The sequence below is a fragment of the Stenotrophomonas sp. ESTM1D_MKCIP4_1 genome (assembly GCF_003086895.1).
GTDB lineage: Bacteria > Pseudomonadota > Gammaproteobacteria > Xanthomonadales > Xanthomonadaceae > Stenotrophomonas.
Map to the genome: position 1 here is coordinate 1,056,913 of NZ_CP026004.1, position 12,658 is coordinate 1,069,570.

Below are 12,658 nucleotides of genomic sequence, written 5' to 3' on the forward strand. Positions count from 1 at the left end.
GGCTCTTGATGGTGGGGCTCAGGGTGTTCGCCGTTCCAGCAGGTTGCTGTGGCGGGCGATGAACATCGCCGCCGGGTCGATACCCTTGGTACGTAGAATGTGCAGGCGGGTGGCCGCTTCGGTCAGCACGGCCAGGTTGCGGCCGGGCATCACTGGCAGGGTGATCAGCGGCACGTCCAGGTCCAGCACGTGGCGGGTGCCTGAATCGCCGGTCAGGCGCTCGTAGCCGTGCGGGGTGGGTTCGGTCATCGGCTTGGTCAGATGGACGATCAGCCGAAGGTACTTGTTCTTCTTTACCGCCGTATCACCGAACATCTCGCGCACGTTCAGCACGCCCAGGCCACGGACTTCCAGCAGGTCCTGCAGCAGCTCGGGGCAGGTGCCGTCGAGCACGTCGGGGGCGATCTGGGTGAACTCGGGGGCATCGTCGGCCACCAGGCGGTGGCCGCGGCTGAGCAGTTCCAGCGCCAGCTCGCTCTTGCCGGATCCGGCCTCGCCGGTGATGAGCACGCCGATGGAGTAGATCTCCATGAACACGCCATGCAGGATCACCCGCGGCGCCAGCGTGCGCGCCAGATGGTAGGAGAGGTGGTTGAGCAGTTCGTGGCCGCGCTTGGGCGAAAGCCACAGCGGCGTGCCGGATTCATCGGCGGCCGCGCGCAGGTCTTCCGGGCAGGGCTGGTTGCGGGTCAGCACCAGCGCCAGCGGGTGCGACTGCATGATCTTCTCGATCGTTTCCCAGCGCTGGCGCGGTTCCAGCGCGTCCAGCCAGGACAGTTCTTCGGTACCGAGGATCTGCACCTTGTTGGGGTAGATCGCATTGAGATAGCCGGCCAGCGAGGGGCGACGGGAGACGGTATTGCCCGCTTCCAGTTCACGTTTCTCGCCTGCCTTGCCGGCGGCCCAGCGCAGGCCCAGCCGCTCGCGCTGCTGGTCGAACAGTTCGCGTGCGGTGATGCTGGTATTCATGCGGCGCTCGCCGGTGGGGGGAGGTCCAGGGCCTCACGAAGTGCCCGTGCATCCCCTGCCGCGCGCAGGGCGTCGCGGATCGAGGGCGTCGAGAACAGTTCGGCCAGTTCGGACAGCAGCATCAGGTGCTGGTGCGTGTAATGGGCGGGGACGGCCATGGCGAACACCAGGTCCACCGGTTCATCGCCGCCGAAATCAACCGGGGTCTGCAACCGCAGCAGGGCGCCGCGGGGACGGTCCAGGGCAGGGGCCCGGCCGTGGGGAATGGCGATGCCGAAACCGATCGCGGTACTGCCCAGGGCTTCGCGCTGGCACAGGTTGAGGTAGATCTGTTCGGCGTTGGCCTGGCGGCAGGCCAGCAACCCGGCGGCGGCCTGCAGGACGCTGTCGCGGTCGGTGGCCGTGCAGAGCTGGGTCTGCACGGCCGCCAGGAGGTCAGTCAGGGGCATGTCTGCGGGGAACGGTGGCGATCAGCCGCCATTGTCGCCCACCGGCAGTGGTGCGTGCTGCTGTTTTTTCTCCTTGTGCTTGATGACCAGACGGTCAAGCTTGTCCGCCAGGACGTCGATGGCGGCATACATGGTCTGGCCGCCGGCTTCGGCGTGCAGCGTCTGGCCGGGAATATTGAGGCTGGCGTCGACGTGGTGTTCGGTCTTCTGCAGCTTGAGGGTTACCCGCGCTTCGCAGTGCTGGTCGAAGTGCTTTCCGACCCGGGCCAGCTTTTCTTCAACATACGACTGCAGGGCCGGGGTGACTTCGACATCTTTGCCAAACGTTTCGATGCGCATCGGGTTTCTCCTGTGTTCGGATGTGCCAATGAACCTCTCCGCCGGGCGCGGCGGCGCGTCAAGCGATTCTGACCCTTTCGTGCGAGGCGGAGATGTTCATGGCCTCACGATACTTCGCCACGGTGCGCCGCGCTACTGGGATTCCCGACGTTTTGAGCAGGTCAGCCAGCTTGGCGTCAGAAAGCGGCTTGCGTGGGTTTTCGTCATCGATCAGGCGTCGGATCATCGCCTGGATGGCGGTACTGGATGCTTCGCCACCGCCTTCGGTGTCGATGCCTGAAGCGAAGAACGCGCGCAGCGGCAGGGTGCCGCGCGGCGTGCGTACGTGCTTTCGTGCGATCGCGCGTGAGACGGTGGATTCGTGCAGGCCCAGTTCGGCGGCGATCTCGCGCAGGGTGAGCGGGCGCAGCGCCTGTTCACCGAATTCGAGGAAGCCGGCCTGCTGCTGGATCAGGCAGCGCACCACGCGCAGCAGGGTCTCGCCGCGCGCCTGCAGGCCCTTGAGCAGCCAGCGTGCCTCCTGCAGCTGGGCACGCAGGTAGCCGGCGTCGGCGTCGCCGCAGCGGCGGATCATCTGTTCGTAGCCGCGGTGGATGACCACCTTCGGACCGGCATGGGCCGCCAGTGCGGCGCGCCACAGGCCGTTCTGCCGCCACACCACCACGTCCGGCACGACATAGGTGTCCTGTGCCAGCGGTGCGATCTGGGTGCCGGGACGCGGATCCAGCGAGCGCAGCAGGGCGACCGCGGTTTCGACCTCGGCCAGTGGCTGCTTCAGTTCGTGGGCCAGGCCGGCCACGCCGCTGCGCGGCAGCCGCTCCAGCGGGCCGGCGGCGATCAGCCGGGCCAGCGCCACGCCGGCGGTCCCGGCAGGCAGCACGTCCAGCTGCAGCTGCAGGCATTCGCCCAGGCAACGTGCCGCCACGCCCACCGGGTCGAAGCGCTGCACCTGGTGCAGCACGGTGAGGATCTCGTCCTCGCCGGCATGGATGGCCGGCAGCAGGGTTTCGGCGATTGTCGCCAGCGGCTCGCGCAGGTAGCCGTCTTCTTCCAGCGCATCGATCAGCGCCGCACCGATGCTGCGGTCGCGCATCGACAGGTGCGACAGGTGCAGCTGCCACAGCAGGTGGTCGGCCAGGGTCTCGACCTCGGCCACGCGCTCTGCGGCGCTGCCGGTGTCTTCATCGTCGTCGAAACTGCCGCTGCTGCCGGGGTTGTTCCAGTCCAGCTCGGCGGGGGCCCAGTCGTCGCCGCTGGGCGCGGCCGGTTCCGGCGGCGCGTCGCTATCGGCACCGCCGTCATCGGCGCTGTCGCTGCCGGCACCGGCATCGCTGCTGTCGGCCCAGTCCAGCAGGGGGTTGCTTTCCACCGCCTGGGCAATTTCCAGCTCCAGCTCGGTGGTGGACATCTGCAGCAGCTTGATCGCCTGCTGCAGCTGTGGTGTCAGCACCAGCTGCTGTCCCAACGATGTCTGCAGCCGAGTCTTCATGCCTATGCCGAAACGGAGGGGATGGGCCCGGCGGCCACGGTCACAGCTTGAAGGAATCTCCAAGGTAGACGCGACGGACGTCGGCGTTGTCCAGGATCGCTTCCGGCGAGCCCTGGGCCAGTACGGTGCCCTCTGCGAGGATATACGCGCGGTCGCAGATTCCCAAGGTTTCGCGCACGTTGTGGTCGGTGATGAGCACACCGATGCCGCGCTGCTTGAGATGGGTGACGATGCGCTGGATCTCGCCGACCGAGATCGGATCGACGCCGGCAAAGGGTTCATCCAGCAGGATCAGGCGGGGCTTGGCGGCCAGTGCGCGGGCGATCTCGCAGCGGCGGCGTTCACCGCCGGACAGGCTGGCGCCGAGCTGGTCGGCCACGTGGCCCAGCTGCAGTTCGTCCAGCAGGCCGTTGAGTTCGCGTTCGCGGCCGGCCGAATCCAGGTCGTCGCGCAGTTCAAGCACCAGGCGCAGGTTGTCGGCCACGGTCAGCTTGCGGAACACCGACGGCTCCTGCGGCAGATAACCCACGCCCTGCTTGGCACGCGTGTACATCGGGTCGCCAGTGATGTCCTGGCCGTCCAGCACGATGCTGCCGGCGTCGGCTTCCACCAGACCCACGATCATGTAGAAACAGGTGGTCTTGCCGGCACCGTTGGGGCCGAGCAGGCCGACCACTTCACCGGCATCCAGGGTCAGCCCGAAGTCCTTGACGACTTCGCGCTGCTTGTACTTCTTGCGCAGGCCCTTGGCGACAAGCATTACTTCTTGCCCCCGGCCGGCGCCGCAGCAGGCGTCTTGTTCTTGGGCGGAATGACGGTACGCACACGGCTGCCGTCGCCACCGGAATTCATCTCGCCGCTCTTCATGTTGTAGACCATGCGCTGGCCGGCGTTGGTGCCGCGCGCGCTGGTGACCTTGTAGTTGCCGGTCAGGGTGACGGTATCGCTCTTGACGTCGTAGTCGATGTTGTCGGCCACCGCATCGACCCAGGTGCCGTCGTCCAGCTGCTGCTTCATCTTGGCCTGCTTGCCGGTGAACACGGCACGCACGGCTTCACCGTCCTTCATGTAGATCTCGGCCTGCGCCGAGCGCAGGTCCAGCGTGCCCTGGGTGATGACCACGCCCTGCGACAGGGTGGTTTTGCCATCACCGGTCAGGGAACCGGCCTGGGCACCGGCGTCGATGTGCATGTCTTCGTTGCGGTCGCTGGATTTGGCGAACGCGGCGGCGGGAACAAGAAGACTGAGCGCGAGTACGGCTGCAAGGGAGATCTTCATCGGGGTCCGTTCTACCGGTGGAGGCGCACGGCGCAGGCCGCGCGGTCGGGTGGGTGCTGCTGCCTCGCGCCTGTCGCCAGGACGTCGCGGGCAGACGGCGGAATCAGCGCCTGGGCGTGTAGCGGCCCTTGGACTGGCTGAGGAAATGATACGTGTTGTTCTTGGAATCCACCTCGAACCCGACGCCGGACTGCTCCATGCCCGGGCGGGTCATGGTGACCAGGGCATCGGTGCGGGCACGGCTTTCCTTCGGGAACACATCCAGGTGGTCGGTGCGGAAGGTGGTGGGCACCACGCCGGGGGCGGCGGGGCTGTCACCGGCGACATCGCCGCGCAGCTTCATTTCGTCGCCCTTGGCGCTGAGCCAGCCGGTCTTCGCCCGCAGGGTCCAGTGCTGGCCGTCCTTGTCGGGCATCTCGAACACCGGCGTGGTGATGTTGATGGTCTGGTCGCCCCGCTGGCGTTCCAGCAGCGGCGCGCGCAGCGTGGTCGATTCCTTGCCCTGTTCGTCCAGCGCCACGATCTGGAAGTCGTGCAGGATGTAATCCACGCCCACGTCCTGGCCGGTCTGCACCGGCCCCTTGTCGCGGTTGCGCAGGGCCGCCCAGCTGCTGAGCAGGGCGGCCAGCAGCAGCCCGGCGCCGAGCACGGTACGCCAGTTCAGCGACGGAGCATTCATGCGCCGAACCTCGCCAGCACCGCATCCAGATGGCCCTGCGCGGCCAACAGCACGTCGCACAGCTCGCGGGCGGCGCCACGGCCGCCTTCACTGCGGGTGGTCCAGTGCACGCGCTCGGCGATCCACGGGTGGGCGTTGGCCGGGGCGACTGCCAGGCCGACGGCACCCAGCGGCGCCAGATCGGGCAGGTCGTCGCCCATGAAGGCGACCTGGTCCAGGCCGATGCCGTGCTGGGCGCACAGCGCCTGCACGCTGGCCAGCTTGTCGCCCACCGCGATCTGGGTGTCGATGCCCAGGTCAGCGCCGCGCCTGAGCGCGGACTGGCTGTTGCGCGCGGTGATGAGCACGGGGTGGATACCGTGCTGCTGCAGCAGTTTCAGTCCCAGACCATCCTGCACGAAGTACGCCTTGCTCTCGTTGCCGTCCTTGTCGTAGTACAGCCGACCGTCGGTGAGGGTGCCGTCCACGTCAAAGCAGGCCAGGCGGATACCGGCTGCCGTGGCATGCAGGTGGGCGGGGAAGGCGGGCAGGGGGGACCAGGGCATCAGGGCATCAGGCTCGAGTAGGGCGGGTGCGGGTTACAGTCTGAATGGGGTCTACCGACTCCCGGTTAAACCACCCGGGCCCGCAACAGGTCATGAATGTTCAGCGCGCCGACCGCCCGGCCCTGGCCGTCGACCACGATCAGGCCGTTGATCTTGTGGGTTTCCATCAACCGTGCCGCTTCCACCGCCAGCTGGTCGGCACCGATGGTGCGCGGGTTGCGGGTCATTACGTCGGCGATCTTCGCCGTACGCACGTCCAGCTCGGTGTCCAGCGCACGGCGCAGGTCGCCATCGGTGAACAGCCCGGTCAGCACGCCCTGGGCGTCGACCACGGCGGTCATGCCAAGGCGCTTGCGACTCATCTCCACCAGCGCCTGGCTCAGGCTGGCATCGGCATCGACCCTGGGCAGGTCCTCGCCGCTGTGCATCACGTCGGTGATGTGCAGCAGCAGGCGGCGGCCGAGGCTGCCGGCCGGGTGCGAGCGGGCGAAATCATCGGCGGTGAAGCCGCGTGCATCCAGCAGGGCCACGGCCAGCGCATCGCCCATCGCCAGCGAGGCGGTGGTGCTGGAGGTCGGTGCCAGCGCCAGCGGGCAGGCCTCGGCCGGCACGCTCACATCCAGGTGCACGTCGGCGGCCCGGGCCAGGCTGGACTGCGGCCGGCCGGTCATGGAAATCAATACGTTGCCCTGGCGCTTGAGCACCGGCAGCAGCATCAGCAGCTCGTCCGATTCGCCGGAATAGGACAGCGCCAGCACCACGTCGTCTTCGGTGATCATGCCCAGGTCGCCGTGCCCGGCCTCGCCGGGGTGCACGTAGAAGGCCGGGGTGCCGGTGGAGGCCAGGGTGGCGGCGATCTTGCGGGCGACATGGCCGGACTTGCCCATGCCGGTGGCAACCACCCGGCCGCGGCTGCCCAGGATCGCCTGGCAGGCCTTCTGGAAGGCCTCGCCCAGCCCGCTGGCGACGGCCTGCAGCGCCTGCTGCTCGATCTCGAACACGCGGCGGCCACTGGCCACCAGGGCGGCGGGATCGACGGAACGGGGGGGCAGGGAGGACTCGGCCATGCGGACGCCACGCAGCGGAAGTAGAATGAGGGTTCATTTTATTAGGAAAGCCCGTTGGACGCCGACACCATCCGCAACCTGATCGAAACCGGCCTGCCGGGCGCCCGCGCCGACGTGCGCGGCGACGATGGCGTGCACTTCGAAGCGACCGTGGTCTGTGAGGCCTTTGCCGGCAAGATGCCGCTGGCCCGCCACCGGATGGTCTATGCCACCCTGGGCGACCTGATGGGCGGCGCGATCCACGCGCTGGCACTGAAAACCGTGACCCCGGCCGAAGCCGGCTGAACCGCAGAAGATTCCCAATACATGGCCAAGATCGTTGTGACCGGCGGCGCTGCGCTGCACGGTGAAGTGAGCATCTCCGGCGCCAAGAACGCCGTCCTTCCCATCCTCTGCGCGACCCTGCTGGCCGATGCGCCGGTGGAGATCACCAACGTGCCGCACCTGCACGATGTGGTCACCACGGTGAAGCTGCTGGGCGAACTGGGCGCCAACGTCACCATCGACCAGGGCACGCTGTCGCGTGGCAGCGCGATCGTGGTCGACCCGCGTCCGGTCAACCAGCACGTCGCCCCGTACGAGCTGGTCAAGACCATGCGTGCCTCGATCCTGGTGCTGGGCCCGCTGCTGGCCCGCTTCGGCGCTGCCGAAGTGTCGCTGCCGGGTGGCTGCGCCATCGGTTCGCGCCCGGTCGATCAGCACATCAAGGGCCTGCAGGCGCTGGGTGCCGACATCGTGGTCGAAAACGGCTTCATCAAGGCCACCGCAAAGCGCCTGAAGGGCGGCCACTTCACCTTCGACATGGTCAGCGTCACCGGCACCGAGAACGTGCTGATGGCGGCCGTGCTGGCGGAGGGCACCACCATCCTCGACAACGCCGCGATGGAACCGGAAGTGACCGATCTGGCGCACTGCCTGATCGCGCTGGGCGCGAAGATCGAAGGCCTGGGCACCGCACGCCTGGTCATCGAAGGCGTCGAACGCCTGTCCGGTGGCCGCCACGAAGTACTGCCCGACCGCATCGAGACCGGTACCTTCCTGGTGGCCGCAGCGATGACCGGCGGCAAGGTGACCGTGAACCGCGCCCGTCCCAACACCATGGACGCGGTGCTGTCCAAGCTGGTTGAAGCGGGTGCCACCATCGAGACCACCGAAGACAGCATCACCCTGGACATGCACGGCAAGCGTCCGAAGGCGGTCAACCTGACCACCGCGCCGTACCCGGCATTCCCCACCGACATGCAGGCGCAGTTCATGGCGCTCAACTGCGTGGCCGAGGGCGTGGGTGTGATCAATGAAACGATCTTCGAGAACCGTTTCATGCACGTCAACGAACTGCTGCGCCTGGGCGCGGACATCCAGGTGGAAGGCCACACCGCCATTGCCCGCGGCCACGAGCGCCTGAGTGGTGCGCCGGTGATGGCCACCGACCTGCGCGCATCGGCGTCGCTGATCCTGGCCGGCCTGATGGCCGATGGTGAAACCACCATCGATCGCATCTACCACCTGGACCGTGGCTACGAGAACATCGAAGAGAAGCTGTCTTCGCTCGGTGCCACCATCCGGCGCGTGCCATGATCCTGCGCGGCCGCTTCAGCCCCCGCCGCAAGGCACTGCTGGCGCTGGTATTGATCGTGCTGGCATGGCTGGGCTATGCCTGGTACGCCAACCTGGCCATCACCAAGGGCATCGAGCAGAAGGACATGGACTGGAATGGCGATGGCACGGTCAGCCGTGACGAGATCATCCAGTCGTTCTATGCCGTTGCCGTGAATGACAGTCAGGAAGGCAACCGCCATTGCCGCACGTTCGTCTGGCGCAGCAGCGGCCAGCAGATCCGCGTCGACTGCCGCACCGAGTTCAAGCCGGACGCGGCCGCAGAGAAGAAATAAGAAAACGCCCGCGCAAGCGGGCGTTTTCTTGTGGGGTCGGATCCCTTCCACCAGGAAGGGCTCTGACCCCGGTTGCCGCATGGACGGGGTCAGAGCCCTTCCTGGTGGAAAGGGATCCGACCCCTGGCGGGTCAGTTCAACGCCTTGATGGTCAGGTCCAGCGCGTCGCGGCCGCCTTCGCGCTGCAGGATGCGGGTCGGCACCGGCAACTCGGGCACGATCCAGGCAATCTGCTCCTTGTCGCCATCCACGCGCGAGACCTTGGTGGCCTGGTAGCTCTTGCCACCCACGGTCACTGCCTCTTTGCCCACGACCTTGTAGGTCATGTTCTTGATGCGACCTTCGTCGACCATGCGGTAGGTCAGCGGCTTGCCGGCGGCCAGGTCGCGGGCGATGGCCAGATTGATCAGCAGCGCATCCATGTCGCCAGCCTTCAGCGCAACGGGGCCGGCGCGGTCCGGCTTGATGTCGCCGGTCCAGGTGGCCTGGTTGCTGGTCCAGTTGTAGTTGGCCTGCACGTTGCGCTTCTTCACCAGCAGCGCCGAACGGTCCTGGCTGCTGAGCGGGCGCAGCTGGCCACGCACTTCCTCGAACACCGTGCTCTGGCTCAGGTCGGCCAGCTGGTTCTTCACCTGCAGGTTGTAGCGCCACTTGCCGGTGCCTTCGCTGGCCAGGGTCATGGTGCCGTTGGCCTGCATGCCCATGTAGCTGGCCAGGTAATCCGCCTTGAACGGCTGCAGGGCCATGGCCGGCAGGCTGGCGACCGACAGTGCGGCAGCGGCGATCCAGGTCAGCGGGCGGGTCAGGGTCGTCATGCTCATACTCCTTGGTATTCGATCAGGCGCAGGTCGACGCGATCTTCGCCGTTTTCGCGTTGCAGGATGCGCACCGGGGTAGGGACCCCGTTGGCGATCCAGAGAATGGTTTCGTTGTTGCCGCCGTTGGTGCGGTACACCTTCAGCGCGTTGTAGGACAGGTCACCCACCGCGACGTTCTCGGTCTGTGCGGCCGCCTGGTAATCGTGCTGGCGCACCTTGCCCAGCTCGACGTAGCGGTAGTGCATCACCGCCCCCGGGCGGGCATCGCGCATCAGCGACAGGTTCAGCAGCAGGGCACTCTGGTCGCCGGGCTGCAGCGGGATCGGCTGGGCGCGGTCCTTCTTCACGTCGCCGGTCCACTGCGCGGTGCCGGTTTCCCAGTTGTAGGTGCCCACCGCCTTCTTGCCCAGGAACAGGCCCTTGCGCACGGTGCTCTGGCTCAATGGCGCGTAGATGCCATTGCGTTCCTCGAACACGGTGCTCTGCTCCAGGTTCAGGCCGAGCACGCTGGCAAAGCCGCGACGGCCGACGACCTGCATGTCCACCCGCCACTGGTTGCCGCCGGTATGGCTGACCTGCATGGTCGCATCGCCGGCTTCCTTGCCCTTGTAGAAGGCCTGGTAGGTAGCGCTGAACGGCTGCAGCGGCGGGGGTTCCCAGGCCATCGCCGGCAGTGCGGGCACGGCAGGTTCGGCCGGCGCCTGCACCGCAGGTACAGGGTCGGCCGACGGCGGGGTCTGGGTCCAGGCCGCACAGGCGAGCACGGCGAACGGCAGCAGCAGGAATTTGCGCAACGGAGGCGTGTTCTTCATGGCGGGCAGGAACCGCAGGAGGGGGCAGGATGCCAGCCCCGCAGTCAGCGGGGCGTGTGCACGGGCGTTACCGGTTCAGGTTTCCGGCGGAATCTAGAGCCAAGGGGCTAAACAGGGGGTGACCGTCGAGTGTCGGCTGTCCCTCCCGTTCAGCCAGGCGGCCGCCGCACAGCAGCTGCAGGGTGGCGATCAGCAGCGGATGCTCGACCCCCAGCACGCGCGTGGCCAGGCGGGCGGCGTCATCGCTGGGCAGCACCGGGACCCGTGCCTGGGCCAGCACGGTGCCGGCATCCAGTTCGGGTACGACCAGGTGCACGCTGGCACCATGCTCGGCATCGCCGGCTTCCAGCGCACGGGCATGGGTGTGCAGGCCCTTGTGCAGTGGCAGCAGCGAAGGATGGATGTTGACCAGGCGGCCGTTGAAGCGCTGCACGAAGTCGGCGCCGAGAATGCGCATGTACCCGGCGCAGACGATCCAGTCCGGGGCCGATGCCTGTACGGCATCGCCCAGCGCCTGTTCGTAGGCGGCGCGGTCGCTGAACGTCTTCGGCGCATGCGCCCAGCGCAGGGCGGGCGCGACCCGGTCCAGCGCGGCGGCGTCGGGCCGGTCGGAGAACACGCCCACTACCTCGGCCGGCAGGCGCCCGGCCTGGATCGCATCAAGAATGGCCTGCAGGTTGCTGCCACGGCCGGAGGCCAGTACGGCGATGCGTGCGCTCATGCGACGGCGGCCATCGGGGATCTCAGTGACGGGAAGGGATGTTGGCTTCAAAGGCGGCCTTCACCTGCGGCCGCAGCAGCACGACCAGGGTGAACACGCCCAGCACGGTGCCGAACGGGGTGAACAGGCAGGCGATGGCCGCCACCACGATGCACAGCAGGTGGCGCCGGCGCTGTTTCAGGCAGCGGCCGGCATAGGCGATGAAGCCGGCCAGGGCCAGACCGAAGGCCACCGCGCAACTGCCCATGACGATGAACATCCAGCCCATGAACTGCTGCTCGTGCAGCGGGGTGGGCTGGCCGTTGGAGTTCATCGGCAGTGCGCCGCTGAGCATGGCGATGCCCATCACGATGTGCATGACGAAGATCAGCCCGAACACGGCGGCCAGCCCGGCCACCACGTAGTGGAAGATCGACAGCAGGCGCAGCTGGTCGATGTCCTGGGCGGTCAGCGGCGGCACAACCGGGGCCGCGGGCGGCACCGGTGCGGCGGGCGAGGGGGGCGTAGCGTCCATGCGGGCTCCTGTAGACCGGTATCAGGCGATGCGGACGCGTTCTGCGCCGCTGGCGGTGACGACCTGGCCGATCGGCCAGTGATCCAGGCCCTGGGCCTGTACCGCTTCGGACACGGCCGCGACCTGCTCCGGGGCGACGATCAGCACGAAGCCGATGCCGCAGTTGAAGGTGCGCCACATCTCGCTGTCGACGACCGCGCCTTCCTTCTGCAGCCACTGGAAGACCGGCGGCAGCGGCCAGGCCGACGCCTGGATGTCCAGGCCCAGGCCTTCTGGCACCACGCGGATGATGTTCTCGGTCAGGCCGCCACCGGTGATGTGGGCCATGCCGTGGATGGCCGCGCCGTGCGACTTCAGCAGCGACAGGATCGGCTTGACGTACAGGCGGGTCGGCGCCATCAGCGCGTCGACCAGCTTCACGCCGTCTTCCAGTTCCAGGTCGGCCGGCTGGCCGGCGCGGTCGTAGATGCGGCGCACGAGCGAGTAGCCGTTGGAGTGCGGGCCGGAGGAGGCGATGCCGATCAGCACGTCGCCGGCGGCCACGCTGGCGCCGTCCTTCAGTTCGCTCTTTTCGACGGCAGCGACGGTGAAGCCGGCCAGATCGTATTCGCCGGGCGCGTACATGTCGGGCATTTCAGCGGTTTCGCCGCCGATCAGCGCGCAGCCGGCCTCGGTGCAGCCGTTGGCGATGCCGCCCACGACCGCCGCAGCGGTGTCGATGTCCAGCTTGCCGGTGGCGAAATAGTCCAGGAAGAACAGCGGCTCGGCGCCCTGCACCAGCACATCGTTGACGCACATCGCGACCAGATCGATGCCGATCGTATCGTGGCGGTTCAGCTGGTGGGCCAGCTTCAGCTTGGTGCCCACGCCGTCGGTGCCCGACACCAGCACCGGCTCGCGGTACTTGTTGGACAGGTCGAACAGGGCGCCGAAGCCGCCCAGGCCGCCCATCACTTCCGGGCGGAAGCTGCGCTTGACCAGGGGCTTGATCCGCTCGACCAGTTCGTTGCCGGCGTCGATGTCGACGCCCGCGTCACGGTAGGTGAGGGGGGAGGGGGCGGAAGACGGGGTGTTGGTCACGGGCGT

The 12,658-nt window shown here is 67.6% G+C and carries 17 protein-coding genes; 3 read left to right on the forward strand and 14 right to left on the reverse strand.

The window, feature by feature from the left end; translation table 11 throughout:
* Window positions 1-18: 18 nt before the first annotated feature.
* The 9 genes from hprK to C1924_RS04990 form a co-directional block, all read right to left on the reverse strand.
* Window positions 19-969: an HPr(Ser) kinase/phosphatase gene (gene hprK / locus C1924_RS04950; protein WP_108764291.1), complete on the reverse strand. Its 951-nt coding sequence runs from the start codon at window positions 967-969 to the stop codon at window positions 19-21.
* Entirely contained in the window at window positions 966-1,418 is a 453-nt protein-coding gene (locus C1924_RS04955) for a PTS sugar transporter subunit IIA (RefSeq protein ID WP_108764292.1), read from the reverse strand. Before C1924_RS04955 ends, hprK begins: the two co-directional genes overlap by 4 nt.
* A 21-nt stretch (window positions 1,419-1,439) precedes the next feature.
* The gene (gene raiA, locus C1924_RS04960) at window positions 1,440-1,757 is read right to left on the reverse strand and encodes a ribosome-associated translation inhibitor RaiA (RefSeq protein WP_079220898.1); all 318 of its coding nucleotides are present in this window, start codon (window positions 1,755-1,757) and stop codon (window positions 1,440-1,442) included.
* A gap of 58 nt (window positions 1,758-1,815) precedes the next feature.
* Window positions 1,816-3,246, reverse strand: coding sequence for an RNA polymerase factor sigma-54 (locus tag C1924_RS04965; RefSeq protein ID WP_108764293.1), 1,431 nt, complete (start codon window positions 3,244-3,246; stop codon window positions 1,816-1,818).
* Window positions 3,247-3,286: 40 nt separating this feature from the next.
* Window positions 3,287-4,006, reverse strand: coding sequence for an LPS export ABC transporter ATP-binding protein (gene lptB / locus C1924_RS04970; protein WP_108764294.1), 720 nt, complete (start codon window positions 4,004-4,006; stop codon window positions 3,287-3,289).
* Window positions 4,006-4,524, reverse strand: a complete 519-nt coding sequence (lptA, locus tag C1924_RS04975) for a lipopolysaccharide transport periplasmic protein LptA (RefSeq protein ID WP_108764295.1) — start codon at window positions 4,522-4,524, stop codon at window positions 4,006-4,008. The genes lptB and lptA overlap by 1 nt, the downstream gene beginning before the upstream one ends.
* A gap of 103 nt (window positions 4,525-4,627) precedes the next feature.
* Window positions 4,628-5,203 (reverse strand): LPS export ABC transporter periplasmic protein LptC, encoded by a 576-nt coding sequence (lptC, locus tag C1924_RS04980; protein WP_108764296.1) that lies wholly within the window; start codon window positions 5,201-5,203, stop codon window positions 4,628-4,630.
* Window positions 5,200-5,748 carry an HAD hydrolase family protein gene (locus C1924_RS04985; protein ID WP_108764297.1) on the reverse strand — a complete coding sequence of 183 codons (549 nt, stop codon included), beginning with the start codon at window positions 5,746-5,748 and terminating at the stop codon, window positions 5,200-5,202. The genes lptC and C1924_RS04985 overlap by 4 nt, the downstream gene beginning before the upstream one ends.
* 65 nt (window positions 5,749-5,813) lie before the next feature.
* The gene (locus C1924_RS04990; protein ID WP_108764298.1) at window positions 5,814-6,815 is read right to left on the reverse strand and encodes a KpsF/GutQ family sugar-phosphate isomerase; all 1,002 of its coding nucleotides are present in this window, start codon (window positions 6,813-6,815) and stop codon (window positions 5,814-5,816) included.
* A gap of 54 nt (window positions 6,816-6,869) precedes the next feature.
* Between C1924_RS04990 and C1924_RS04995 the strand changes: the two genes are divergently transcribed.
* The 3 genes from C1924_RS04995 to C1924_RS05005 are packed head-to-tail and all read left to right on the forward strand — an operon-like array spanning window position 6,870 to window position 8,707.
* Entirely contained in the window at window positions 6,870-7,100 is a 231-nt protein-coding gene (locus tag C1924_RS04995; RefSeq protein WP_021202589.1) for a BolA family protein, read from the forward strand.
* A gap of 21 nt (window positions 7,101-7,121) precedes the next feature.
* Window positions 7,122-8,393, forward strand: a complete 1,272-nt coding sequence (gene murA, locus C1924_RS05000; protein ID WP_108764299.1) for a UDP-N-acetylglucosamine 1-carboxyvinyltransferase — start codon at window positions 7,122-7,124, stop codon at window positions 8,391-8,393.
* A complete protein-coding gene (locus C1924_RS05005) occupies window positions 8,390-8,707 on the forward strand; it encodes a hypothetical protein (protein ID WP_108764300.1) in 318 nt (105 codons plus the stop codon). Before murA ends, C1924_RS05005 begins: the two co-directional genes overlap by 4 nt.
* A gap of 131 nt (window positions 8,708-8,838) precedes the next feature.
* Here the strand turns inward: C1924_RS05005 and C1924_RS05010 are convergent, their stop codons facing one another.
* The 5 genes from C1924_RS05010 to purM all read right to left on the reverse strand — a co-directional run bounded on the left by C1924_RS05010 (window position 8,839) and on the right by purM (window position 12,652).
* Entirely contained in the window at window positions 8,839-9,522 is a 684-nt protein-coding gene (locus C1924_RS05010; RefSeq protein ID WP_108764301.1) for a DUF3108 domain-containing protein, read from the reverse strand.
* Between the two features lie 2 nt (window positions 9,523-9,524).
* Entirely contained in the window at window positions 9,525-10,337 is an 813-nt protein-coding gene (locus tag C1924_RS05015) for a DUF3108 domain-containing protein (RefSeq protein WP_108764302.1), read from the reverse strand.
* 67 nt (window positions 10,338-10,404) lie between these two features.
* Window positions 10,405-11,058: a phosphoribosylglycinamide formyltransferase gene (purN, locus tag C1924_RS05020; protein ID WP_108764303.1), complete on the reverse strand. Its 654-nt coding sequence runs from the start codon at window positions 11,056-11,058 to the stop codon at window positions 10,405-10,407.
* Between the two features lie 22 nt (window positions 11,059-11,080).
* A complete protein-coding gene (locus C1924_RS05025; protein WP_108764304.1) occupies window positions 11,081-11,572 on the reverse strand; it encodes a hypothetical protein in 492 nt (163 codons plus the stop codon).
* 21 nt (window positions 11,573-11,593) lie between these two features.
* Window positions 11,594-12,652 carry a phosphoribosylformylglycinamidine cyclo-ligase gene (gene purM, locus C1924_RS05030; RefSeq protein WP_108764305.1) on the reverse strand — a complete coding sequence of 353 codons (1,059 nt, stop codon included), beginning with the start codon at window positions 12,650-12,652 and terminating at the stop codon, window positions 11,594-11,596.
* Window positions 12,653-12,658 lie beyond the last annotated feature (6 nt).